The sequence below is a fragment of the Rhizobium sp. WYCCWR 11128 genome, assembly GCF_013416305.1.
In the GTDB taxonomy this organism is placed as follows: Bacteria; Pseudomonadota; Alphaproteobacteria; order Rhizobiales; family Rhizobiaceae; genus Rhizobium; species Rhizobium indicum.
Map to the genome: position 1 here is coordinate 106,896 of NZ_JACCEZ010000007.1, position 22,951 is coordinate 129,846.

The window sequence follows — 22,951 nt, forward strand, 5'->3', positions numbered from 1 at the left end:
GGATCATCCATGCCGAGTTTTGCCCGAAAAGTGAGCGCCTACTTCATCGTCAAGGATGCGGCACGGGCCATCGATTTCTACAAGGAGGCTTTCGGCGCCACGGAAGTCTTCCGCATGACCGATCCTTCGGACGGGCGGATCGGCCATGCCGAGCTGCGTTTCGGAGAGACGCTGATGATGCTGGCAGACGAATATCCGGACTTCGGCGCCTTGTCTCCCGATACCATCGGAGGCTCACCGGTAACTTTCCACATGGACACGGTGTCGACCGATGAAGCACTGGCGCAGGCGCTGTCGGCTGGGGCGACGATGTTGCGCCCGGCGACCGACCAGAGTTTTGGCGAGCGGGTGGCGCAGGTGCTTGATCCCTTCGGTCATCGCTGGATGTTGTCGCAAACCATCGAGCAGGTCACGGCTGAGGAGATGCAACGCCGCTGGAACGAGGATATGTCGGCGTGAGTGCCGCAGCCCTTGAAGCGCTCGAGGCGGCTGAGCGCGCCTTCAACGCGGCGATGGTTTCCAACGATCCCGCCCAGATCGCCGCCTGTATCACGGACGATTGGGTGCTGGTGACGCCTGAGCGTGGCCCAATCCCTGCGCAGGCTATTCTTTCGGCGATCGGATCCGGTGTCCTGAGCCACGACACGATGACCAAGACGACGCATCACGTCCATCTGCTCGGCAATGTCGCCACGGTTACCGGTCGCGGGCAGAACACGGGGATGTTCCGTGGCGAACCGATATCAGCCGACGAATGGATCACCGACGTCTATCACCGGGAGGGTAACAGGTGGTGGTGCGTACTGACCCACCTCACCCCTGTTTGCAGCCCCTTGGAAATCGCTCCGATTCAAGACAAGATCATCCCGCTCTAGCTGAGGGGACTCTGATGGAAAACCACGAGCCGTTTTTACGCGAGGCGATTGCACTCTCGAAATCCGCGGTCGAAAACGGCGACGAACCGTTTGGCTCGGTGCTGGTGAAGGACGGCGAAGTCATCCTGCGCGCCGAAAACAGCGTCTTCACCGGCCACGATATGACCAACCACGCCGAGATGAACCTGGTCAAACTGGCGGCGCAGCACTACGACACTGCTTTTCTCGCCGGCTGCACGCTTTACACCAGCACGGAGCCGTGCGCGATGTGCTCTGGGGCGATTTACTGGTCGGGCATCGGGCGCATGGTGTTTGCCTGCTCCGAAACGCGGCTTGGCGAGATCGCCGGGATCGGGTTGAACGTGCCGAGCCGGGCGGTGTTGCAAACCGGCGCGCGCATCGTCACTGTGGTTGGCCCGACGAACCTCGAAGAAGAAGCCGCCAAAGTTCATCAGGAATTCTGGCCGAAGCATCTGGGCAAGGCTTAGAGCGCCGCGCGTCCTTTCGGACGCACAAAGGACGCTCTAACACTTTCAATCCTCGCATCGGCTCACATCAATAGGTCCCGGGCCTAGCTGGTTATCCGAGGTGCGCTGACGATCTTCAGGAACAAGGCCTCCATGGCCTCTTCAATACCTTCGGTGGGACTGACCGCGAAATAGAAGCCGGGGGTTGCGCATTCTTCCATTTTCGCGGCGATTTTGGTCTCGAAAGGCTTTACCCAGTCATTATAAAAGCCGTTGTCGGGCAAGGGCAGATAGGTCGTATAAAGGACGGCGACTTTGATGCCGCGATCCTTGAGCTTCTTGCAATAGCTCGTGTCGATCGGTTCGATGCATCGTCCACCGTTTGCCCCTTTCGGGCTGGTGCAGCCGGTCGGCTTATAGCTATCCCCAACACCGTCAGCGACGAAAAATACGATCTTCTGGCGATCGGCATTGCTGGTGCCCTTACCGATGGCGCCCTTGATTTCGCTTTCGATGCCTTTCAACGCTTCGTCAAAACTCGTCTGCTGGTCGTTGTAGTAGTTCTGAAAAGGAATGCTCATAAGATTTATCATGTCCGTCGCGACTGCTACGGCGCCAAGATCATAGTCGAGGTCGGAGACCTTAAAGAGCTTCGCGGCTTTGGCGTCCTGGGCCGTCTTGCCGAACGTATAGGCAGCGACCCGGAATTGGCTTGCCATGGACTGCGTGTCCTTTGCCTTTGCCATCAAGGCTTTGACGGCCGCTGCGACCACGTCGATACGAATGGTCACGCCGTTTTTGCGAGCGACATTGTAGTAGCTTTTCTTATCCTCTACGCCCTTTTCAGAAACGATGTGGCATGCGAATGCGCAGTTTTTATCTTTGCCGCCATCGTGGCCGTTAGCTGTCGCATTTTTCATGGCGGTTATGTCAGCAGCGGTGGCCCCAACGCCCATCGATGGCGTGTTATCCAACAGCATGAAGAAATCCATGTAGGACGGCGTCTCATACTGGGCTGTTGCCGTCCCGGAAACGGTGATCTGATGAAATCCCATCACCTGCATGAAGGTCGTGGGCATCGTCGCGCTAAAGGATACGGTGGAGCTGAGAACACCGCCCTTTTTCTGAACGCTGATGTCGACGTTAACGGGCACGTCCTGTTTTTTTGACGTCTGTGAAAAGAAAATCTTCTGGGCTTCGGATTTTCCGAGCGTCAGCGCCCCATCGCCGGACATCGTGTTTGCTTGCTTTGCTGCTTCCGAAGCCGGCGTAATGGATCCGACCGCCGCCGCGTCCGCAGCGGCATAGAGTTCGGTGCGAAGCGACAGGGCGCTGCCAAAATCAATGGCTGTACCCGCCGCACCGAACAGCGGGACGACGAGCAGCGCCGTCATGATTCCGAAGTTGCCGGATCGGTCAACGATGAAACGATGCAACATACAAAGGCTGCCTTCCCGGTATCCGTATTAATGGTTGCGCCACAAGAAAATTGCCATAATCGCGATCACTAACAGCGGAACTTAAACCAAAGGCAAATACGTATGGTTGTGTTCTAACTAAATCGCTGAAGAATTCGCGGTCGCAATGATGAGATAGCCGGCGGCGATCTCTGCCAGAGACATGCTCGGCGGACGACGCTATCGGACTCCACCCTCCGTCTTCCTGAGGCTTGACCCGAGGATCCACGTCGACCTCTATCAGCCGCGGGCAGCCAGTTGCTGCCAAACTTGCCGCCGGCGCAGCGGATGGTGTGTGTCGAGTAGCCAGGGATAACGGAGTTGAGTTGCGGACATCCCTATATGCTGATGCGGAGTGTCGTCGAAATGGGAAGGCGCAAAGGTGACCATGAAAAACCGTAGCAAACCGCGCCCGGGAAAACACACCGCCGATACTCCAGCGGTCGACGCGTTCACCCGGAGCGCGCTCGAATCGGATCTGACGTGGCTGCCGGATATGATGGCGGTTGGAAAGTCACCGCTTACCGCTGATGCCTATATAGAGGCCTATCTCGCAGATCCCGACGAATGGTATTGGACGACACTTTTGCTGCATGATCCGAGCGAGATCGTCTTGAAGCGAGTGCTCGCTATTATCGAGCAAGCCCAATTGCCTCGCCACGAAAAAGCTCTCGGTCAATTGGGCGTCGGCCCGCTCGAAGACATGATGTCGGAAGAGTTGCTGGATCGTCTGCAACATTGGCTGCCCTTCACGCCGGCCATGCGCCATGCGCTCGGTCTGGTTCGAATGTCCAGCGAACCTCTTGTCTTGCAACAGCGACTGAAGGCGATGCTCTCGCGGTAGTGCCTCTGCGGGCGGCGGGCATGGATTCCAGGCTCAAGGCCTGGAATGACGGAAAATGGGGCGTTGCCGGCGAATTCCCTTCCGGCGCAGCGGATGGCGCGTCGCGATCAGGAAGTGCGCAATTACGCTCTTATTTCGCCGCACGTTGCTGTATTTGCCGAAGAGCTCACCCCTTGCTCCGTCTTCCTCGGGCTTGACCCGAGGACCACGCGGGTCTCCATCAGCGGCGAGCATGGATCCCAGGCTCGAGGCCTGGGATGACGGAGGGCGGGGCGCGGTTTTGTCAAATTGCCAGCGGCGCGCTCCGAGCTCGGACTTTAGTTCGAGAGGTAGTTTCGAAGAAATATGCGAACGCTGCGGATGGACTTTTCGGCGGCGTCCGGATTGTATTTTTCGATGTGACCCAACACCTTCCTTCCCACCTTAAACTCCGGCGCATCGAAATCGTGGTAAGTACCCTTGTAGATATTGAGCTCGATGGGCGGGCTATCGTCACTCAGATTGGCAAGCCTCTTCCGGCATCGGTCGGCCGGGCTCCAATTGTCTCGTTCGCCAGTCAAAATCAGGATCGGCACCGTCGCATCGCCCTGAGTTGCCGCGCAGCGGGGATAGTAGGCAACCGCTGCCTGGAATTTGTGGTCCATCAGCTGTTCGTTGCCTTCGATTTTTGTTCCCTCCAGCGTCGCCGTGCCGCCGGTTGAAAAGCCCATCAAGGCAACGCGCCTGATATCGACAAAGCTTTGTTTCGATAAAAAATTCAAAGCGCCATAGGCGTCGAAGACGCGATCGGGGAGATGGCTTTGACAGGTGTCCTTGACGTTGCGGGTGGTGAAGCTATCGACGACGAGCACGACGTAGCCCCATGAGACCAGTCGTTTTGGCCAAAGGTCTTTGACGCTCAGACGCATACCCTCGCATCCATGCAGGACGACAACCGCCGGGAAGGGACCATCACCCCGGGGGCGGGATAGATATCCGAGCAGTGGTGTACCTTGCGGTTGAGAAAGAATTTCTCCCTGTTCTCTAGCCTTGCTTGTTCGAAATGGGCTTAGCTTTACGGGCGCGCTTTCGAAGTGAACCAGTTCGTCGGCATCAGCCGGGTTTCCAGCGAAGGTGACGCTGAGAAAAGCGACGAGGCAAAGAAAAAGTCTCGTGTTTTTCACTGAACTTCTCCACCGTTTGACCAACAGCCTGCGCATTGTACGCCGGACCTGAAGGCTCGCAAAGCGGCGAGGCGTTCTGCCGCCGATTGGGCCGGGTTGAGTCGACTTTAAACCGGCGCATGACCTGCGATCAAAAGCCCTTGATCACCCCCTGGCACATCCATTATGACTACCGTAAATTCAGGCTGCGAGATTTGTTCGTAGCCGCCACCTCCGACAGGAACTCCAGCCTTTCAGCTCTTTGTCGAGTGGCCACTGCGATGCCCGGATCGCTGCGCCATGATCTCTGCCGCATCCTCGACCAAGGCTCTGACAATGGCAGACGCCGGTAGAATCTCACGCACCAGTCCGACGGACTCGCCAGCGTAAATGGCGAAGTCGTCGATATCCCCCTGACCGCCGCTGAGCAGGCTGGGGAACGAGTAGCGCCGTACGGGTTTGCCGTCGGGTGTGCGTCCGATCTCGTCGCCCTCCCCAGGTCTCGAACCCGACTTGGGGCGCCCCGCCGCTTCCCATACTTCGACTGCGCGGTTCCGCAGCACGCGACTCGGTGCGTCCGGCCAGCCCCCGTCAAAAAGAGTGGTCTCGATCGTCTCACTCGCGGCAGCTTCGATGAGGCGGCGCTTGTAATCGGCGTGGCAGGCCGCTTCAGTCGAGGCAAGAAACCGTGTGCCGATCCACACGCCTGATGCGCCCAGCATGAGGGCCGCTGTAAGACCTCGACCATCGGCAATTCCACCAGCGGCGAGAACAGGCACCTTGCCGGCGACATCGGCCACAAGCGGTACGAGCACCATCGTCGATAGCCGACTCCAAACGTGCCCGCCGGCCTCATTGCCCTGCGCAACCAGAATATCCACACCGAGATCAATCGATCGACGCGCCTCTTCCTGAGTTCCGACGGTGTGGACGACCAGCGCACCTGCGGCTTTTGCTCGATCCACGTAGGGCGCGATGTCACCCCAGAAGAAAGAGATGATCCGAGCGCCGGCCGAAAGCGCGGCATCCATCCGCTGGTGCTGATCCCATTCAAGGGCGAAGTTGGCGAGGAAGGGACCGTCATTGGTAAGCTGCCGCACGGCACCAACGAGCTCTTCGATGCGCTCCGGGCTGTCCCAACTGAAACCAAGCCCGCCGAGGCCGCCGGCGTTGGTCACTGCTGCGGCAAGTTCCGGTTGAGAGGCACGCCCCATCGGGGCCGATACGATTGGGTGGCGAATACCGAGCAAGCGAGTAAACGGAGTGGTAATTGGTCCGTCGGCATCCATGAGGGTGCTTCCTTTTCTGAACGCGCTTGTTGATTGGGCGTCTGAGAGCGGTCATCCCGGCTGTCCGCAGGATCTGCGAAGACAGGAGAATGCAACGCCTTTCGAACGCTAGATAAGCTCGTTGGAGAATGCGGCTGAAGGCCTGTCTATATGCAATGGCTCTAACTTAACATGCTGCTTGCGAGTGAACCAGCTCAAGCGTTCTTCACAATTTGCCGAGTTCGATTCCAACGAGGGCTTGACCCGAGGATCCACGCTGGTCTCCATTGGCAGCGGGCATGGATCCCAGGCTCAAGGCCTGGGATGACGGAGGTTGGGGAAGCGTCCGCCAAACTCCCCACCGGCGCACGAACTGCGCACGACCCCGACCGGCCCTTGATCACCCCCTGGCACATCCGTTATGGCTACCGTAAATCCAGGCTGCGAAATTTGAATCAAGAGGGAATGTCGACCAAGTCGGCGGCACCCTCCGATAGTACGCGCCATTCGCCAAGGCTTGAGAGCCGGCCAGCGTCACTGAGCGACGATCGCGGGTTTGCCACAAAGCTCACCCCTTGCTCCGTCCTCCTCGGGCTTGACCCGAGGATCCACGCCGGCCTCCATCAGCAACGGGCATGGATCCCAGGCTCAAGGCCTGGGATGACGGAGGATGGGGCGTGTGTTTTGCCAAACTCGCCAGAGGGCCGATGGCATTCTGACGCCCGCTTGGTCGGGCAGGCTAGATTCCAGACCAACCCGCGACCTACAATCAATCCTTGATCACCCCCCGGCAAATCAGTTAAGACTACCGTAAATCCAAGCTGCGAAATTTGAATCCAGACGGTGATGTCGACCAAGTCGGCGCCGCCCTCCGATCGGTGTGTCTGCCACCGTCCGGCCAGCTTCCCCAGATCATCATTGATCCCCCATCTTCTTCCGCCTGACCTCTCATCTTCGATCACATTGGGATCGGGCCGGGTAGCGCTCGCCTCTCACAAGGAGAACTGTAATGGACCCTTCGATTGCTCCGGCCTCGCGGGCGGCAGTGGTGACTCCGAACGATACTGCCATCGTCGGTGCGCGCGCGCTTTATATCGGCACGGCGGGCGATGTTGCCATTGCGCCGCGCCGGGACATGGATCCTGTCATCTTCAGAAACGTGCCGGCCGGGATGATCCTGCCGGTTCACGCTGCCATTGTGGCGCTGACCGGGACTACGGCCTCCAATATCGTCGCACTGTTCTAGAACCCTCCAGAAGGCGGGCCATATGGGCAGACCGACGAAGTTCACCCAGGCGATTGCCGACAGGATTTGCGAGCGCATCGCCAACAGGGAAAGCTTGCGGTCGATCTGCCGGGATGAAGAGATGCCGGCGATGTCGAGTGTGCTGTCCTGGCTCGCCGATGGCGACAAGGCCGGTTTTCGGGCCAAATACGCCCTGGCGCGCGAGATTCAGGCGGATGGTTTTGTCGACGAGATGGTCGAGATTGCCGATGACCGCGCAGACGACTGGATCGAAAAGAAGAACGCCGCCGGCGAGACCACGGGCTGGCAGGAGAATGGCGAAGCCATAAGGCGGTCGCAGCTCCGCATCGCCACCAGGCAATGGGTCGCCGAGAAGCTGAGGCCGAAGAAATACGGTTCCAAGGTCGAGCCCGACCATGGCGTCGTCAATGGCGAGGTTTCGCAGTTGCTGGAAGATATCAATGGCAAGACGCGCGGACTTCCAAACGGCAATTGACCAGTTTTCCGACTGGCGCTGGCGTCTGAACAACCTTTATTGGATCACCGACAAATCGGGCAAACGCGTCAGGTTCGAGATGAACTGGACGCAGATGACCTTTTTCGAGCAGATGCATTACCTCAATGTGCTGCTGAAAGCCCGCCAGCTGGGTCTCACGACCTTCATTCAGATCTTCATGCTCGATGCCTGCGTCTTCAACCGGGATATCCGCGCCGGCACCATCGCCCATACGCTGGGCGACGTGCAGACGATCTTCCGGGATAAGATCAAGTACCCCTATGACAATCTGCCGGATGGTATCCGCAACGCCGTGCCTGTCGTCAGAGCCAACCAGACCGAACTGCTGCTTGGCAACAATTCGAGCATTCGTGTCGGCACCTCGCTGCGCTCGGGAACGCTGCAATATCTGCATATCTCCGAATATGGGAAGCTTTGCGCGAAATATCCCGACAAGGCGAGGGAAGTCCGCACCGGAGCTTTGAATACCGTGCAGGCCGGCCAGCTGGTCTTCGTCGAAAGCACGGCGGAAGGCCAGGAAGGGCATTTCTACACGCTCTGCGAAGATGGCCAGGTCAAGCAGCGCCAGGCGGCGAAACTGACCGAACTGGATTTCAAGTTCCATTTCTTCCCCTGGTGGAAGGAGCCGCAATATGCGATCGCGCCTCAAGGCGTCATCATCACCGATGCTTTCGCAAAGTATTTCCGCAATCTGGCCGACCAGGGCATCGCGCTGACGGACCGGCAGAAGGCCTGGTACGTCAAGAAGGCCGAAACCCAGCTCGGCGACATGAAGCGCGAATATCCCTCGACACCGGCCGAAGCGTTCGAAGCGAGCGTCGAGGGCGCCTATTACGCCGATCAGATGGCGGTGGCCGATGCCGAAGAGCGCATTGGGGTTTTCCCGCATGTCGAAGGTTATCCCGTCCATACCATTTCCGACATCGGCATGGATGATACCAACAGCGTCTGGCTGTTTCAGGTGCTGCCCGGCCGTGTGCGGATGATCGGTTATTTCGAGCATACCGGCACCGGCATGGACGGCATGCTCGACGAGCTGGAGCGGCGCGCCGAAGAACATGGCTATGTCTACGGCGTGCACAACATGCCGCACGACATCAAGGTCAGGGAATGGACACGCGGCGGCATGACCCGCATCGAAGTCATGCTGAGAGAGGTCAAGGCCCGCGATCTCGGCACCGTCCGCAAGATCGAGCGCGCTTATGTCCATGACCGCATCAACGGCACCAGGCGCATTCTGGCAAAGATCGAGTTCGATCAGGCCGGCTGCATCCAGGGCATCAAATGCCTGAGGAATTACCGCAAGGATTGGGACGAGGATTTGAGCGTCTTCCGCGACGAGCCCCTGCACAACTGGGCCTCGCACGGTGCCGACGCTTTCGGCGGTCTGGCGATCATCTTCACCGGATTGGCGCCGGAACCGCTGAAGTCGCAAGTGAAGAGCCTTCCGACCTTCCAGACGATGACCTTCAACGAATTTGCCGACTCCACCCCTGCATATAGCGAGCGTGTTTGATGGAAGACGAAACAACGGCTTTGGAGGGCGGGCAGCAATGGGACCTGGCAAAGGTCGGCGCCCGTTGGCAGCAGGAGCTCGAGCGCGCCCAGCGCTATTTCAAATCCTGGCATGACCGCTGCGTCAAGATCGAGAAGATCTATCTCGACCAGCAGTCCGACCAGACGAATGCGGCCAAGCGCCGGTTTCCGATGCTTTGGGCCAACACTTCGGTGCTGCAGCCGGCCGTCTATGCCCGGGTGCCGCAGCCCGTCGTCGAGCGCCGCTTCAAGGACGCCCAGCCGGTGGCGCGCATGGCCTCCGAGCTCGTCGAACGCAACCTCGCCTATATGGGCGACGAAGCCGATATCGATTCCATCATGCGGGCGGTGCGCGATGATTTCCTGCTCTGCGCCCGCGGCACGGTGTGGCTGCGCTACGAAGCCGATTTCGAGCCGATAGACATGGGCGTCCAACCTTCCGACGCGCCGGCGAATGGTGGCTTACCCGAGGGTCTCCCCACTGGCTTGCCCGCGGGTTTGCCCGGCGGCATGAGCGAGGATGGCGGAGCGCCCCCCGAGGCGATCAGCGACGAGCGTGTATGCATCGATTATGTCCACTGGTCGGATTTCCTGCATTCGCCGGCCCGCCGCTGGAAGGATGTGACATGGGTCGCACGCCGCGTGCCGATGACCGACGAGGAGTTGGAGAAACGGTTCGGCCCTGACGCCATGACATCGCTCCAGGCGCAAGGTGCCGGCAGCAACAAGGGCACCAATCAGACGGAGCGCGCCGAGAACGAGGGCAAGACCCATGTCTGGGAGATCTGGTGCAAGAGCGAAAACTATACGCTGTGGATCGCCGACGGCGCGCCGGTGGCGCTCGAAGTGTCGGAACCGCCGCTCGATCTGACGCATTTCTGGCCTTGCCCGCGCCCGGCCTATGGCACGATGTCGACGAGCTCGCTCATCCCGGTTCCCGACTATGTCTATTATCAGCAGCAATGCGACGAGATCGATCTGTTAACGAAGCGCGTCAACAGGCTGACCGATCAGCTGCGCCTGAAAGTGTTTTATCCCTCCGGCGACGGCGCGATCTCGCCGGCGATCGAGAAGGCGATGCGGCCGGAAAACGACACGGTCATGGTGCCGATCCCGGAATGGGCTGCTTTCACCGACAAGGGCGGCTCGAAAGCCATCGTAACGCTGCCGATCGACGAGGTGCAGAAGGTCATCATTGCCTGCATCCAGGCCCGCAAGCAACTGATCGAGGACGTCTACCAGATCACCGGCATCTCCGACATCGTCCGCGGCGATACCCAGGCGTCGGAGACGGCGACGGCGCAGCGCATCAAGAGCCAATGGGGCTCAATCCGCATCCGCGACCGCCAATCCGAGCTTGCCCGTTTCGCCCGCGATATCATCCGGCTCGCCGGTGAAATCATCTGCGACCAGTTTCAGCCGGAAACGCTGATGCTGGTCAGCGGCATCAAGCTTCCCACCATGGCCGAAAAGCAGCAGGTCCAAATGCAGATGCAGCAGATGCAGATGGCGGCACAGCAGGGGGCAATGCGTGCAGAGCAGACGGGCCAGCCCGCACCGCCGCCGCCGCAGATGCCGCCGCAACTTGAGCAGATGATGCAGCAGCCGACGATCGACGAGGTCGTGCAGTTGCTCCGCAATGACAGCATTCGCGGCTTCCAGATCGACATCGAAACGGATTCGACGATCGAGCCCGACGAAGACGCCGAAAAGCAGCGCCGCATGGAATTCGTGCAGATGATCGGCGGCTTCCTGCAGCAGGCCGGCGCCATGGCGCAGCAGAACCCGATGCTGGTGCCCGTGATGGTCGAGACGCTGCTCTTTGCCGCCCGCGGCTTCAGGGCCGGCCGCCAGCTGGAAAGCACGCTGGAGCAGGTCGGCGCCCAGCTCTCCGAGGCCGCCACCGCGCCAAAACCGCCGCCGGAGCCACCGGCCGAGCAGATGATCAAGCTGAAAACGGCTGAAGTGAAAGCGGGTGCGGAACAGCGCAAAGCCGAGCTTGGTGTGGCGCAAGCCGAGATCGAGCATCGCGCCGTGGTCGAGCAGGCGCGCGGCGAGGCGGCGGCGCAGGCCTTGCAGCAGTTCCAGGCGCAGCAGCCCGCCTATCAGTGAACGGAGCGAAAGCATGAGAGAACGCTATTGCCGCGTCTGCGGCGGCTGGCACCAACTCGACAAGTGGCCGCACAACTGCATGCCGGCGCAAAACCTCGCGCAGTCGGATCTGCCGGCGCCGCATTTCATCAGCGACAGCATCGATATCCAGTCGATGCATGACGGCCGACATTACACCTCGAAAGCCAAGCTGCGCTCCGCCTACCGGGCGGCCGGCGTAGTCGAGATCGGCAACGAAAAGCCGCAGCCTATCGAGACGCCGAAGACGGATCGAAAGGCGATCCGAAACGAATTGCGGCGAGTTCACGCCGAATACAACGCCTAGAGCCAACCGCTCTAACCTTTTGTTTTTACGGGCATCAATCCCCGACAAAGGAAGTTTCCCACATGGACATGGAAGACCTGAACGAGGCCGGCAACGGCAGCGAAGATTTTTGCGCGTTCGACGAGCAGCCGGTCAGCATCCGCGACAGCCTGAAGGCGGCGATCGACACCGTCGAAGGCAATGGACCGGGCGATATCACCGGCCAACCGCGCGACGGGGAAAACGGCCGCTTCCTCGCCAAGGGGCAGGAGCAAGCGGCCACAGCGGCGAGGGCAGGCCAGGCGCCCGCGGCAAACGCCGCTCAACAGACGCCCCAAGCACAGAACCAGATGCAGACCCGTGAACAGCCCGCAGCCATCGGCAGCCGGGTTCCGCCCGGCTGGTCGGCGGAAGCCAAGGCGCAATTTGCAAGCCTTCCCGGGGAGGTGCAGGCGGCCATTACCAAGCGGGAACAGGAGGTCGATAACGGCTTCCGCGTCCTGCAGGATTACAAGGGGCTCGAGGAGTTCACGCCGCTCATCCGCCAGGCCGGCATGACGCATGCCGATGTCATGCGCCGGGCGATCGACTGGGAAAAGGCGCTCATCCACGATCCCGTCAACACCGTCGTTCACGTCGCCAGGATGGCCGGGGTCAATCTTCACGCCCTGGTCAATGGCCAGATGGATCACGTCCTGCAGCGGAGTTCGCAGCAGGCCGGACCACAGCAAGGAGGACCGCAGCCGCGACACGTCAATGTCGAGGCGACGGTCGAACATGTTCTGCGGAAAAGGGACACCGAAACTCAAGTCGATGCCTTCCTTTCCGACCCGGCAAACGCGCACGCCGATGACGTGCTTGATGACATGATCGCCCTTATCAACGCAGGGCGGGCATCATCGCTTCAGGACGCCTACGATGCCGCATGCTGGATGCGCCCGGACATTCGCCGGCAGTTGATCAGCCAGACTGCGCAGGCACCCGTCCGAGAACAGCAAGCCCAGAGGGCAGCAGCGGCAGATCAAGCCCGCCGCGCCTCGCGATCCATCTCTGGATCTTCCGCGCCGGGGCCGACCCGCGATGCGGCAAGAGGCCAGCCCACCTCCATCCGAGACTCGCTGCGCGACGCCATGCGCTTTTCGCGCGGTCAAGTCTGATCAAAGGAATGATCAATGCCCATCTCGCCCAACCTCTCTGAAATCGTGACCACGACGCTGCGTAACCGCAGCGGCACGGTCGCCGACGACGTGACGAAGAACAACGGTCTTCTCACCCGTCTGAACAGCCGTGGCCGCAAGAAGCCCATCTCCGGCGGCCGCACCATCGTCCAGGAACTGCAGTACCAGGAAAACAGCACCTTCAAGCGCTATTCCGGCTACGATATCCTGAATGTGCAACCCTCCGACGTCATCACCGCTGCCGAATACGACCTCAAGCAGGCCGCGGTCGCCGTCTCCATGTCGGGCCTCGAACAGCTGCAGAACTCAGGCGAGGATGCGATCCTCGATCTGCTCGAGCAGCGCATCGAGAATGCCGAAACGACCCTGAAGAACAATATCGCGCTCGACTGCTATTCCGATGGCACGGCCGATGGCGGGCGTCAGATCGGCGGGTTGCAGCTGCTGGTCTCGACCTCGCCGACATCAGGCACCGTCGGCGGCATTTCGCGCGCCACCTGGGGTTTCTGGCGCAACCAGAAATTCTCGGCCTCGGCCGATGGTGGTGCCGCGGCCTCGAATGCCAACATCCAGAGCTACATGAACCGGCTCTACATGTCCTGCGTTCGCGGCTCCGACGCGCCTGATCTGGTCGTCGCCGACAACAACTTCTTCCGCCTCTACTGGGAATCGCTGCAGGCAATCCAGCGCATCACCTCGGCGGACAAGGGCATGGCCGGCTTCCAGTCGCTGCAGTACATGGGCGCCGACGTGATCTTCGACGGCGGCTTCGGCGGCGGTGCGCCGCTCAACCAGATGTTCTTCCTGAACACCAAGTACCTGTTCTACCGCCCGCACCGCGACCGCGACATGGCCCCGATCGGCGACGAGCGCATGAACACCAACCAGGATGCCTTCGTGCAGCTCATGGGCTTCGCCGGCAACCTCACCATGAACAACGCCTTCCTGCAGGGCGTGTTGTTCGCCTGATCGTCAACGAAAGGAAAAGCAAATGTCGGTCGCAACCATCCAGTCCGATCGTCTTGGCGCGAACCCGTTCGTCGTCGAAGGCCCGATCGTTTCCGGCTCCGGTATTCCGGGACCGAACTTCTCCCTCGGCGCTGTCGCCGGCGGAGACCGCGAATCCGAATGGGTCTATTGCCAGCTGGTGCTGGCCTCGCAGACGACCCTTCAGCCCGGCCAGTGGTTCCAGTGGACCAGGGATTATGTCGCCTCGCTGCTGACCACGGCGGCTGCCGTCGTCGGCCAGCGCTGCGGCGTCTTTTCGGGTGCTGCCCAGCCTCCGACGCTGACCGGCGGGCCGGTCGGTGCCATCACGCTTGCACCGGGCACCTATTACGTCTGGCTGCAGCGCAATGGCCAGGCGCCGGCATTGGTCGCAACCGCAACGGCGGCCCTCGTCGTTGCCGAAACCACGACCACGGCGGGCCAGGCAAGCGCCCCGGCATCCGCCACGGCAACGACCAAGGCCATCGCCAACGTCAACTTCGCGGCGGCCAACCAGACGTTCACGGCAACCACGGTCAACGGCTCCAACCTGCTGACGAACCTTTCCGGCCTGAATGTCGGTTCCGGCCCGTTCATCGGCGCCGCCGTTTCCGGCACCGGCATCGCAGGCGGAACGACGATCTCGGGCATCACCTACAGCCCGAACGGCGTCGTCCAGAGCATCACGCTCTCGGCCAACGCCACCGCCAACGGCACGGGCATCACCATCACCGCGACGGGTGTGCTCGAGGCAACGCTGATGCGTCCGTTCCTGTCGAAGGTGAACTAACATCGACGGGCGCTTTGGCGCCCGTTTCGTCGACCTCTCCATACGCGGCCTGCCCCTCATCCAGTTCGTGCCGATGGCTGCCCCTCACCCTAACCCTCTCCCCGTAAAAACGGGGAGAGGGGACGTGCCAAACGCAACGTCGAGATTGACGAAGCCGGCGCGGCATATCCCCTTCTCCCCGCCTGCGGGGAGAAGGTGGCGGCAGCCGGATGAGGGGCAGTCGGCGATCTCCTGCGTCGATGACGACGCCGAGTATTGTTTGTCACCAATCACGCCCGAGGCGCTTCGACGCCCGTTCCCATTTCCCCGCCATCAACAGCGAGACAACACCATGCCCGACAGCAACACCGGAATTTATGCCTCTTTCAGCCTCGAACCGGTCGAACAGACCTTTCTGACGGAGAAGGAGGGCCGGCCGATTTTCGCCGACAAGGAATTCGTTCGCATCTTCATCTCCGGCGACAAGCACACCGAAGTCTATCGCGAGGTGACCGACAATGACAAACAGCGCTTTTCCGATGCCTATAAGCGTTTCAAGGAAGGCGCTGCCGCCCGCGAGCAGCTGACCGGCACGCCGCTGGCGCAATGGCCCTATCTCAAGCCCAGCCAGATCAAGGAGCTGGAAGCGGTCAACATCTATACCGTCGAGCAGCTCGCCGCCCTCTCCGACACCATCAAGCAGAAGATCGGCATGGGGGCGAACGAGCTCGTCGCCGCCGCCCGGGCCTATCTGGCCACCGCCGAGAATTCGAGTGCTGCCTCGGCCTTTGCCGCCGAAAACGAGCGGCTGAAGGGCGAGGTCACCCGCCTGCAGGAGCAGATGAGGGAGATGGCTTCCCGCTTCGAGACTCTCGAAAACGAACGTCAAGGCGGGGCCAAATCCCGCGGCCGCGTCGCCGCCTGAACCGGAGATCCCGCGCATGTCGCTCTTGACCATCATTCAGAATGTCTGCGCGGAAATCGACCTCGATCCGCCGACGGCTGTCATGTCCTCGGCGGATCCGCAGATCATGCAGCTGCGCATCCTCTCCACCCGAGCCGGCCGCGACCTGATGCGCGAGCATGACTGGTCGACGCTGATGGTGCAGCGGCAATTCACAACGACGGGCGCCAACCCGGAACCGGCCGAGCCGCCCGCTGACTGGGACCGTTTCGCCGCCAATTCGAAGATCTGGAATGCCTCGCGCCTCTGGCAGCTGAATGGCCCGGTGGAGCCGCAGACCTGGCAGCGCAACAGGATCATCAATTCGAACCCGGTGCCGCAGATCTGGCGCATGGCCGGCGGCAGGCTCGACATCCACCCGAACGCTGCAGGCGAGACGATGGCTTACGAGTATATTTCCGGCTTCTGGGTGGCGCTGAACGGCGAGGCGACCTATGCCGCCAATTGGGCGAACGATACCGATACGGCCCGTTTTCCCGAAGACCTTCTCGAACTTTCGCTGATCTGGCGCTGGAAGCGGGCCAAGGGCCTCGATTATGGCGAGGAGATCGCCAGTTTCGAGCGATCCAAGGAAGCCGCGATCGGCGCCGATCGCGCCGCAGCGCCCGTCGACCTCTCGCTGCCGGGCAGGGGGCAGGCGCCTGAGAATTATTGGCCCGGCACGATCACGGTGTCCAACCCATGACCCGCAGACCTGTCCCTCAAAATGGGCGCACCGGCCGCGTTTCACCAGGCAAAGACTGGATCGCGCCGATCGGCGGCTGGCGAACCGATGTCGAGATGGCGGATATGCCCGCCGATGCGGCGTTTCAGCTCGACAATTTCTTTCCCGAAGCAAACCGGGTGCGCGCCCGCTATGGCTTCCTCGCTTTCGCCACCGGGCTTGGCGCCGATGTGCAGACGGTCATTGCCTATTCGGGCGTCGGCAACAGGCTGTTTGCCGCCGCCGGAGACAAGATCTTCGACGTCACGGCGGGTGGCGCCGCCGGTGCGCCCGTCGTCTCCGGCATGGCCAGCGCCCACTGGTCGGTGCAGCAATATACCAACCCGGCCGGCCAGGAGTTTTTGCGCCTCGTCAACGGCCTCGACACGCCGCTGCTCTTCAACGGTACCACCTGGACGAATAATTTTCTGGTGGGCACGGCAACGCTCGCCACCCAGAACGTCGCCGTCAGGAACACGCCCTATACGCTGAGCTTCTTCGGCACCGGCTCGGTCACCCTTTCCGGCGCCTTCACCGGCACGCTGAACGGCACGGGCGTCGCCAACCGGGTGACGCTCACCTTCACGCCGGCGGCCGGCACGCTTGTCGTCACCGTCTCGGGAACGGTCACCAATGCGCAGCTTGAGACGGGCGCGGTCGCCACAGCTTACGTTCCTTCGACGATGATTACGGGCATTCCGGACGCCTCGCTGCTGATCGCCGTCACCGCCTATCGTTCGCGTCTCTGGTTCATCGAGAAGAATTCGACCAATGTCTGGTATCTCGCCACCGATGCCGTCAGCGGCACGGCGACGGTTCTGCCGGTCGGCGGCAACATGAAATATGGCGGCACGCTGATTGCGATCAACGTCTGGACCATCCCTGTTTCGACAGGCCTGCAGCAGTGCCTGGTGCTGATCTCCTCGGAAGGCGAGGTGATCGTTTTCCAGGGTTCCGATCCCTCGAGTGCTTCCAATTGGGGCCTGATCGGCACCTTCAAGCTCGGCCGGCCGCTCGGCACCGATCGATGCCTGCTGTCGGTCGGCGCCGATCTGGCGATCATGACCACCGACGGCATCGTGCCGATCACCAAGGCCGTGCAGCTCGACCGGGGTGCGACCAGTCTCGGCGCGATCACCGCCAAGATCGGCCCGACCTGGCGCGAGACCGTTGCGGCGACCGGCACGACCTCTGAGGAGTGGCAGCTTTCGAGCTTCCCGGCCAGGCAGATGGCGATCGTCAATCTGCCGTCCTCCTTCGGTCCCTATCAATATGTGATGAACACCGAAACTGGGGCCTGGTGCCGCTTCGTCGGCATGCCGGCCTCCTGCTGGGCGACCTGGCAGGACCGGTTGTTCTTCGGCGCGGGCGACGGCACGGTTTATGAGGCCGAGGTCGGCGCCAACGACAATGGCGTGGCGATCGACGCGCTGATGGTCGGCGCCTGGAGCCGCTATGGCGACGGGCTCTCGACCAAGCTCTCGAAGCTGATCGGGGTGACGGCGCAGATCGGGGTTTCCACGCTGATGTATGCCGGGATCTCGGTGGACTATCAGACCAAGATTCCCAACGCGCTTTTGTCGTCGATCGAGAACAATACGGCGGCGAAGTGGGGAACGGCGGTCTGGGGCGTGTCGAAATTTCCGGGCATTTCGCTTGTCCGCAAATTCGCCTCCGCCGGCGGCGCCGGTTCGGCCTTGGCGCCGACGATCCGGGCGCTGATCTCGGGCTCGTCCGGCTCCGTCTCGGAAGCGGCCGTGGTCGGCGGCTCGGTGCTTTACGAAAAGGGCGCGCCGATTTGATCGTCTCCGAACCGCGCGAGCAGATCGCGGCCTGGGTCGGCAACAGGATCGGGGTCACCTTTCACCCGCCTTACACGACGCTTGCCCATATCGACCGCGGCCGGATCATCGCCGGCTTCGTCTTCAACGTCTGGACCGAGCATGACGTCGAAGTTTCGCTTGCCGCCGATCGGCTGACACTGACGCTGATGCGATCGGTCTTTCGCTATGTCGTGCATCAGCTCGGCTGCCGCCGCGCAACCGCAAGGACCCGCGCCGACAATGCCGAATCCCAGAAGGTTCTGGCAAGACTCGGTGCACGCCTGGAAGGTTGCCAGCAGGCCTATTTCGGCGACTGCGACGCGCTGCTTTACGCAATCATGAAAGAGGATTTTCCCTATGGTCTCCACGCCGAAGGCCCCAAAGGCGCCTGATCCGACACAGACCGCAGCGGCGCAGACGGCCACCAACGTCGACACCGCCATTGCCAATGCTGGCCTCAGCCACACCAACCAATACACGCCGGATGGTTCGCTGGAATACAAGGTCAGCGGCTACCAGACGATGACCGACCAGAACGGTAAGACCTATCGGCTGCCCACCTATTCGGCCTATCAGACCTATTCGCCCGGGAACCAGGCGATCTACGACCAGACGCAGCAGACGCAGCTCGGCCTTGCCAAGCTCGCCAACGACCAGACCGGCAAGATTTCGGGCGTGCTCGGCACCAATGTCGATCTCAGCGCCGGCAATGTCGACAAATATGTCAACGATCATTGGCGGTCCGGCTTCAACAACCAGTGGGACCGCGATCAGGCGAGCCTCGATCAGAGCCTTGCCGACAAGGGCATCTCGATGGGCTCGGCCGCCTATGACAATGCGCTGAGCGATTTTTCGACGCGCAAGCAGGCCGCATCCGACCAGTATCTCGGCGACATGTATTCGAATGCTGAGAATTCGATCCTGACCGAACGAAACCAGCCGCTGAACGAGATTTCGGCACTGATGTCGGGCTCGCAGGTCCACCAGCCGAGCTATGTCAACACGCCGACGACGCAACTGCCGACTGTGGATCAGGCTGGGCTGATCAACGAGAATTTCAATCAGAAGATGGGTCTCTACAACCAGCAGCTCGCCCAGTCGAACGCCGCAATGGGCGGTCTGTTTGGTCTTGGCGGCTCGCTGCTCGGCGGCTGGGCGAAATCCGACCGTCGGCTGAAGGAAAACATCAAACGCGTCGGCACGCTGGATAACGGCCTGGCGGTCTATGCCTTCCGGTACAAGGAGGGCGGCCCGACCCAGATCGGCCTGATGTCCGACGATGTGCGCACGATGCATCCGGACGCGGTGTTCGAACACGCAGACGGTTTCGACCGCGTCGATTACGGAAGGGCGGTGGGCTGATGGCATATATCTTCGGCGGCGATACAGGCAAGACACAGGGCGAGGTCAGCGACCAGCGCAAGCGGCTGGCCTACGCGATGTTGCAGCAGGGCATGGATACGAGCCCGGTCCAATCGCCATGGCAGGGCGCGGCGCGGCTTGCGCAGGCGCTGATGGGCGGGCTGGATATCAGGCAGCAGAATGAGGAGCAGCGGGCGGGGAGGGCCGAGACTCCCGCCGGGCCGATGGGCGCGCCTTCAACTCCGCCGGCGAAGTTTCCCGGCTTCCTGCCGTCGATCTTCGGCGGCAAGCGCAGTGTTCCCTGACAACTCATGAGCCTTCGTTGCCGTCTTGGGGCGCCAGCATCCCACTCGCGGTTCAGCAGCCATCTTCAACCCCAAATCCGATGAGCGGACCGAGCCTAGCCGCTTCTGAAGGCCATTGCCAACGCGAATGTCCCACCGCGGCAGCGCGCGATGGCGATGCAATTCTGCAAGCGCTGAAGAAGCCGGCGGTCCGCTCCGACCCGTCCTAAAGCTGAGGCAGATCTCCAAGCTGCTGTTCGGAAGCCATGTCGATCCCAACCACCATCCACAGGAGTCGTAATGTCAGACTTTAATAGAACACCGGTTGTACCACCGAGAAAAGTTGCCGAGCTTAGAAATGACCCTTATGCGGGGCACTCCGGCGACCTCTCGGTTAACAATGCATTACGCGCCTTCAGCCGTGGCACTGTCGTCGGCCCTTATCTCGACGAAATGGACGCTGGGACAGCTGCATTGTTGGCGCCCTATGCTGATCCACTGCTGCCTGATTTTTTGTTTCCGCCGCTGCCGGGCGAAACGTTTGGAGAGCGGTATGACAACGCACTTGCTAATCAGCGCGGGATGGACAGAGCCTTCGACGAACAGCATCCCTATGTCTCCGAAACGCTGCAGCGCGCCGGAGGTTTGGCCTCTGACCTAGCTTTTAAGTTGCCGCCAGGGAGGATGACCGACATCGGGCTCGGTGCTGTTGAAGGTTTCGGAAACGGGGAAGGTGGTTTCAGCAACCGAGCCGAGCAGGCCTTCCGTGGCGCTAGCGAAGAGGCTTTGAAAGGACTCGCTATGGATACTTTAAAGGGGCGCCGTATGATGCCGGCCGAAGCCGCTCCGGAAAGTGGTCGTAGAGCCGGCGCGAAGGCTGCTCTTACACGCGCGCTTCTTAGAGTACGCGGTCGAAACGGCGGTGGTGGCGGTTGGTAACAGATATCGTCGACTATACCTTCCTCGATATTGCCTGTTGGTTTGACGTTTTAAACCTCATCGCGATGGCGGCGATATCAAGAAAAGCAAAGGCGGCAATCAAAGGTATATTTTTGACGCCGAAAATCTTCGTCAAGGAACTCTTCCAGCCGAAACGCGCCTGCACAGCTCCTTGGAGGGAGTAAATCCAGATCAATGGAGCGGGAAGATTGCGTTGAGATTCAACGGCCAACCCCACTCTGTGCAGGAGTTCAGCCAATCGCTCAAAACTGTAAAGGTTCAAGTGGCGCGGGAAATAATACCCGCCCCACGCACCGCCCGCGAAGAGCCGCCTGTCCCAGCCGTCAGTATTAGGCGTTTCGATTAACAGCCGGCCATCGTTCGCCAAGGCACGGACGAGGCGTCGCAAGCTCTCCTCCGGCTCCCAAAGATGCTCGATAAGCTGGAGCATGATGATGAAATCAAAGGGTTGTGCCGGCAATTCCGCAGCCTCAAGCGGCGCTTCAATTACACCTATTCCCAGGCTTTCCAGGCTGTTGCGCGTTTCAACCGGGAAGTGCCAATCCAGACCGAAGAGCTCAAGATCAGGACGCGCTTGACGAAGTGCGATCAAAAGCTCGCCGTTGCCGCATCCCACATCGAGCACCCTTCCCCCCAAAGGAAGATGCTCGACAACGCCCTTCAGGCGCTTTCGATTGACGATGGTCTTTATTCTACCAAGAAGATTTGCCCGGCCCTGAAATCTGTTCGAGAAGGTGCCGTAGTTGGCCGGATACATCAAAGACAGCTGGCTGATGTCGGGCCTCGGATTGAGATAGAAATGACCGCAACCATCGCATCGAACGTATCTGAAGTTGTCTTCGGTGCCGTGATATATGTAGTCCTGCCCGGTAGCAACAATAGTGGAGGCCTGACTGCCACAACTGGAGCATGCCGTCGACATTGATCTTATCTGAGCTGTCACTTGAATCTTCGTTTTTCCGCGTGCAACGCCTTAGAGAGCCAATGCATCTTGAACCGAATCCGAGAAATCATCGTTCTTACGATTTCTCGAGAGTCGGATGAATTTTGCAAAACCGCTGCGCTGCAGGCACCCCGGAAAATGCTCATAGAACCCCCGTTCGAAGAGGCGCCTATGAAGTTTTGCAAGATTGTGCTGCGGAATGGCGGGGAATAGGTGATGTTCGATGTGATAGTTGAAATTTGCTTGGTACATAAGCCATTTTTCAAACCAATTAGGCGCCGTCGTCCGAGCCAGCGGCATCATGGCCTGCTCCCGTCCGTCCTTATAAAGTGGATAGTCCTCAGGCTGATGCTCCGCAATGGTGCGCACGATATTCAGGGCGATTGCTACCGCCGCGATGGGATAGCCCCATAGCAGAATGTAGAGATACCAGCGGCCTGTCACAATGCAGAGCGCAAACAGCAAGCCATTGAAGACGATCGTCACCATCGGCGCCAACCAGGAAGGCGACAGCGAGTTCCCCGATGCCTGCTTTCGGGCCGAACCACCATATTTGTCTGCCGCCAGCCACACTCCCATACCCCCGCTCAAAGCCTTGACCATGACCCAGGCGAGCGCCCGAAAGCCCTTGATCGGCTCGCGATAGGGATAGCCATCCGCATCCTTCTCTGTACCCAGATGTGCATGGTGGCTCATGTGGCGGAATCGATACGCGGCGACCGACATCCCGACAGGTGCAGCAAAGAACATGTCGCACCAGATATCGTTTTTACGGCGGTCGGAGTAGAGATGGAAATGCGATGCCTCGTGAACCCAGAGCAACATGCCCTGCGTTACTGCGCAGTTGATCAGGAATGGCAGCCATAGGAGCCACCAAGGGCCGAGGAGTGCGATCGACCAGGAGACAACTATCTGAAGCCAGATCATCGCGGTCGCCACGATGATCGCGCGCGGTTGAGGCTGTTTCAACGATTCAAGGAAACTCGGGTCGACAAGCTTTCTTGCTACCTTCATGCATTCATTGAACTGCGCATCCATTCAGTGACCAATTCTCAGATATTGAAGATTTAACCGCATCTGCAAGCGCCAGCCCAAAGGCCGATATCGAAACTGCTTAGTCTTACGATGAAACGGCGCGACAAAGAGCTTCTCCACGACCCCCGTCGGCTGTATCGCTTGCTTGCGGTGTCCGGCGCCGGATTAATACACC

At 60.5% G+C, this 22,951-nt stretch carries 24 protein-coding genes; 19 read left to right on the forward strand and 5 right to left on the reverse strand.

Going from position 1 to position 22,951, the window contains the following annotated elements; genetic code table 11:
- Nucleotides 1-9: 9 nt before the first annotated feature.
- Genes HX898_RS21400 through HX898_RS21410 form a run of 3 tightly spaced genes read left to right on the forward strand, consistent with a single transcriptional unit; the run spans nt 10 to nt 1,363 of the window.
- A complete protein-coding gene (locus tag HX898_RS21400) occupies nt 10-459 on the forward strand; it encodes a VOC family protein (RefSeq protein ID WP_138387851.1) in 450 nt (149 codons plus the stop codon).
- Entirely contained in the window at nt 456-875 is a 420-nt protein-coding gene (locus HX898_RS21405) for a nuclear transport factor 2 family protein (RefSeq protein WP_138387850.1), read from the forward strand. The genes HX898_RS21400 and HX898_RS21405 overlap by 4 nt, the downstream gene beginning before the upstream one ends.
- Before the next feature lie 14 nt (nt 876-889).
- Nucleotides 890-1,363 (forward strand): nucleoside deaminase, encoded by a 474-nt coding sequence (locus HX898_RS21410; protein ID WP_171599260.1) that lies wholly within the window; start codon nt 890-892, stop codon nt 1,361-1,363.
- A gap of 83 nt (nt 1,364-1,446) precedes the next feature.
- Here the strand turns inward: HX898_RS21410 and HX898_RS21415 are convergent, their stop codons facing one another.
- Entirely contained in the window at nt 1,447-2,781 is a 1,335-nt protein-coding gene (locus tag HX898_RS21415) for a TadE/TadG family type IV pilus assembly protein (RefSeq protein ID WP_138328668.1), read from the reverse strand.
- 406 nt (nt 2,782-3,187) lie between these two features.
- On the opposite strand from HX898_RS21415, the gene HX898_RS21420 reads away from it, so the two are divergent.
- On the forward strand, nt 3,188-3,643 hold the full coding sequence (locus HX898_RS21420; RefSeq protein WP_171599499.1) for a hypothetical protein: 456 nt from the start codon (nt 3,188-3,190) through the stop codon (nt 3,641-3,643).
- 317 nt (nt 3,644-3,960) lie between these two features.
- Here HX898_RS21420 and HX898_RS21425 read toward each other — a convergent pair whose 3' ends face one another.
- Nucleotides 3,961-4,842 carry a dienelactone hydrolase family protein gene (locus HX898_RS21425; RefSeq protein WP_180195671.1) on the reverse strand — a complete coding sequence of 294 codons (882 nt, stop codon included), beginning with the start codon at nt 4,840-4,842 and terminating at the stop codon, nt 3,961-3,963.
- Between the two features lie 197 nt (nt 4,843-5,039).
- Nucleotides 5,040-6,074, reverse strand: coding sequence for a nitronate monooxygenase (locus tag HX898_RS21430; RefSeq protein WP_171599262.1), 1,035 nt, complete (start codon nt 6,072-6,074; stop codon nt 5,040-5,042).
- A 988-nt stretch (nt 6,075-7,062) separates the two neighbouring features.
- Here HX898_RS21430 and HX898_RS21435 point away from each other — a divergent pair.
- The 15 genes from HX898_RS21435 (at nt 7,063) to HX898_RS21505 (ending at nt 20,777) form a co-directional block, all read left to right on the forward strand.
- On the forward strand, nt 7,063-7,299 hold the full coding sequence (locus HX898_RS21435; protein ID WP_171599263.1) for a hypothetical protein: 237 nt from the start codon (nt 7,063-7,065) through the stop codon (nt 7,297-7,299).
- Nucleotides 7,300-7,321: 22 nt separating this feature from the next.
- Nucleotides 7,322-7,795 (forward strand): terminase small subunit protein, encoded by a 474-nt coding sequence (locus HX898_RS21440; RefSeq protein WP_171599264.1) that lies wholly within the window; start codon nt 7,322-7,324, stop codon nt 7,793-7,795.
- Nucleotides 7,761-9,332 (forward strand): terminase, encoded by a 1,572-nt coding sequence (locus tag HX898_RS21445; RefSeq protein WP_171599265.1) that lies wholly within the window; start codon nt 7,761-7,763, stop codon nt 9,330-9,332. The genes HX898_RS21440 and HX898_RS21445 overlap by 35 nt, the downstream gene beginning before the upstream one ends.
- On the forward strand, nt 9,332-11,464 hold the full coding sequence (locus HX898_RS21450; RefSeq protein WP_180195672.1) for a hypothetical protein: 2,133 nt from the start codon (nt 9,332-9,334) through the stop codon (nt 11,462-11,464). Before HX898_RS21445 ends, HX898_RS21450 begins: the two co-directional genes overlap by 1 nt.
- A 13-nt stretch (nt 11,465-11,477) precedes the next feature.
- Nucleotides 11,478-11,789 (forward strand): hypothetical protein, encoded by a 312-nt coding sequence (locus HX898_RS21455; RefSeq protein WP_171599267.1) that lies wholly within the window; start codon nt 11,478-11,480, stop codon nt 11,787-11,789.
- A 62-nt stretch (nt 11,790-11,851) separates the two neighbouring features.
- On the forward strand, nt 11,852-12,925 hold the full coding sequence (locus HX898_RS21460) for a hypothetical protein (protein WP_171599268.1): 1,074 nt from the start codon (nt 11,852-11,854) through the stop codon (nt 12,923-12,925).
- Nucleotides 12,926-12,940: 15 nt separating this feature from the next.
- A complete protein-coding gene (locus tag HX898_RS21465; protein WP_018068848.1) occupies nt 12,941-13,915 on the forward strand; it encodes a phage major capsid protein in 975 nt (324 codons plus the stop codon).
- Nucleotides 13,916-13,937: 22 nt separating this feature from the next.
- On the forward strand, nt 13,938-14,723 hold the full coding sequence (locus HX898_RS21470; protein WP_180195673.1) for a hypothetical protein: 786 nt from the start codon (nt 13,938-13,940) through the stop codon (nt 14,721-14,723).
- 331 nt (nt 14,724-15,054) lie between these two features.
- Nucleotides 15,055-15,627, forward strand: a complete 573-nt coding sequence (locus tag HX898_RS21475) for a hypothetical protein (RefSeq protein WP_180195674.1) — start codon at nt 15,055-15,057, stop codon at nt 15,625-15,627.
- 16 nt (nt 15,628-15,643) lie between these two features.
- Entirely contained in the window at nt 15,644-16,351 is a 708-nt protein-coding gene (locus HX898_RS21480) for a hypothetical protein (protein ID WP_171599270.1), read from the forward strand.
- Nucleotides 16,348-18,171 (forward strand): hypothetical protein, encoded by a 1,824-nt coding sequence (locus tag HX898_RS21485; protein WP_180195675.1) that lies wholly within the window; start codon nt 16,348-16,350, stop codon nt 18,169-18,171. The genes HX898_RS21480 and HX898_RS21485 overlap by 4 nt, the downstream gene beginning before the upstream one ends.
- Entirely contained in the window at nt 18,168-18,584 is a 417-nt protein-coding gene (locus tag HX898_RS21490; RefSeq protein ID WP_171599272.1) for a GNAT family protein, read from the forward strand. Before HX898_RS21485 ends, HX898_RS21490 begins: the two co-directional genes overlap by 4 nt.
- Complete coding sequence (locus tag HX898_RS21495; RefSeq protein WP_180195676.1) at nt 18,550-19,554, forward strand: tail fiber domain-containing protein; 1,005 nt, start codon at nt 18,550-18,552, stop codon at nt 19,552-19,554. The genes HX898_RS21490 and HX898_RS21495 overlap by 35 nt, the downstream gene beginning before the upstream one ends.
- Complete coding sequence (locus tag HX898_RS21500; RefSeq protein WP_173883551.1) at nt 19,554-19,859, forward strand: hypothetical protein; 306 nt, start codon at nt 19,554-19,556, stop codon at nt 19,857-19,859. The genes HX898_RS21495 and HX898_RS21500 overlap by 1 nt, the downstream gene beginning before the upstream one ends.
- 279 nt (nt 19,860-20,138) lie before the next feature.
- Complete coding sequence (locus HX898_RS21505; protein ID WP_138328652.1) at nt 20,139-20,777, forward strand: hypothetical protein; 639 nt, start codon at nt 20,139-20,141, stop codon at nt 20,775-20,777.
- Between the two features lie 13 nt (nt 20,778-20,790).
- Here the strand turns inward: HX898_RS21505 and HX898_RS21510 are convergent, their stop codons facing one another.
- Entirely contained in the window at nt 20,791-21,741 is a 951-nt protein-coding gene (locus HX898_RS21510; protein ID WP_348649475.1) for a class I SAM-dependent methyltransferase, read from the reverse strand.
- Nucleotides 21,742-21,771: 30 nt separating this feature from the next.
- Nucleotides 21,772-22,779, reverse strand: a complete 1,008-nt coding sequence (locus HX898_RS21515) for a fatty acid desaturase family protein (RefSeq protein ID WP_180195677.1) — start codon at nt 22,777-22,779, stop codon at nt 21,772-21,774.
- Nucleotides 22,780-22,951: the final 172 nt, after the last annotated feature.

Coding starts and splice junctions, on each gene's coding strand:
- HX898_RS21400 (WP_138387851.1), top strand. CDS start 10: ATGCCGAGTTTTGCCCGAAAAGTGAGCGCCTACTTCATCGTCAAGGAT.
- HX898_RS21410 (WP_171599260.1), top strand. CDS start 890: ATGGAAAACCACGAGCCGTTTTTACGCGAGGCGATTGCACTCTCGAAA.
- HX898_RS21415 (WP_138328668.1), bottom strand. CDS start 2,781: ATGTTGCATCGTTTCATCGTTGACCGATCCGGCAACTTCGGAATCATG.
- HX898_RS21420 (WP_171599499.1), top strand. CDS start 3,188: ATGAAAAACCGTAGCAAACCGCGCCCGGGAAAACACACCGCCGATACT.
- HX898_RS21425 (WP_180195671.1), bottom strand. CDS start 4,842: ATGCGCAGGCTGTTGGTCAAACGGTGGAGAAGTTCAGTGAAAAACACG.
- HX898_RS21430 (WP_171599262.1), bottom strand. CDS start 6,074: ATGGATGCCGACGGACCAATTACCACTCCGTTTACTCGCTTGCTCGGT.
- HX898_RS21435 (WP_171599263.1), top strand. CDS start 7,063: ATGGACCCTTCGATTGCTCCGGCCTCGCGGGCGGCAGTGGTGACTCCG.
- HX898_RS21440 (WP_171599264.1), top strand. CDS start 7,322: ATGGGCAGACCGACGAAGTTCACCCAGGCGATTGCCGACAGGATTTGC.
- HX898_RS21445 (WP_171599265.1), top strand. CDS start 7,761: ATGGCAAGACGCGCGGACTTCCAAACGGCAATTGACCAGTTTTCCGAC.
- HX898_RS21450 (WP_180195672.1), top strand. CDS start 9,332: ATGGAAGACGAAACAACGGCTTTGGAGGGCGGGCAGCAATGGGACCTG.
- HX898_RS21455 (WP_171599267.1), top strand. CDS start 11,478: ATGAGAGAACGCTATTGCCGCGTCTGCGGCGGCTGGCACCAACTCGAC.
- HX898_RS21460 (WP_171599268.1), top strand. CDS start 11,852: ATGGACATGGAAGACCTGAACGAGGCCGGCAACGGCAGCGAAGATTTT.
- HX898_RS21465 (WP_018068848.1), top strand. CDS start 12,941: ATGCCCATCTCGCCCAACCTCTCTGAAATCGTGACCACGACGCTGCGT.
- HX898_RS21470 (WP_180195673.1), top strand. CDS start 13,938: ATGTCGGTCGCAACCATCCAGTCCGATCGTCTTGGCGCGAACCCGTTC.
- HX898_RS21475 (WP_180195674.1), top strand. CDS start 15,055: ATGCCCGACAGCAACACCGGAATTTATGCCTCTTTCAGCCTCGAACCG.
- HX898_RS21480 (WP_171599270.1), top strand. CDS start 15,644: ATGTCGCTCTTGACCATCATTCAGAATGTCTGCGCGGAAATCGACCTC.
- HX898_RS21485 (WP_180195675.1), top strand. CDS start 16,348: ATGACCCGCAGACCTGTCCCTCAAAATGGGCGCACCGGCCGCGTTTCA.
- HX898_RS21495 (WP_180195676.1), top strand. CDS start 18,550: ATGGTCTCCACGCCGAAGGCCCCAAAGGCGCCTGATCCGACACAGACC.
- HX898_RS21500 (WP_173883551.1), top strand. CDS start 19,554: ATGGCATATATCTTCGGCGGCGATACAGGCAAGACACAGGGCGAGGTC.
- HX898_RS21505 (WP_138328652.1), top strand. CDS start 20,139: ATGTCAGACTTTAATAGAACACCGGTTGTACCACCGAGAAAAGTTGCC.
- HX898_RS21515 (WP_180195677.1), bottom strand. CDS start 22,779: ATGGATGCGCAGTTCAATGAATGCATGAAGGTAGCAAGAAAGCTTGTC.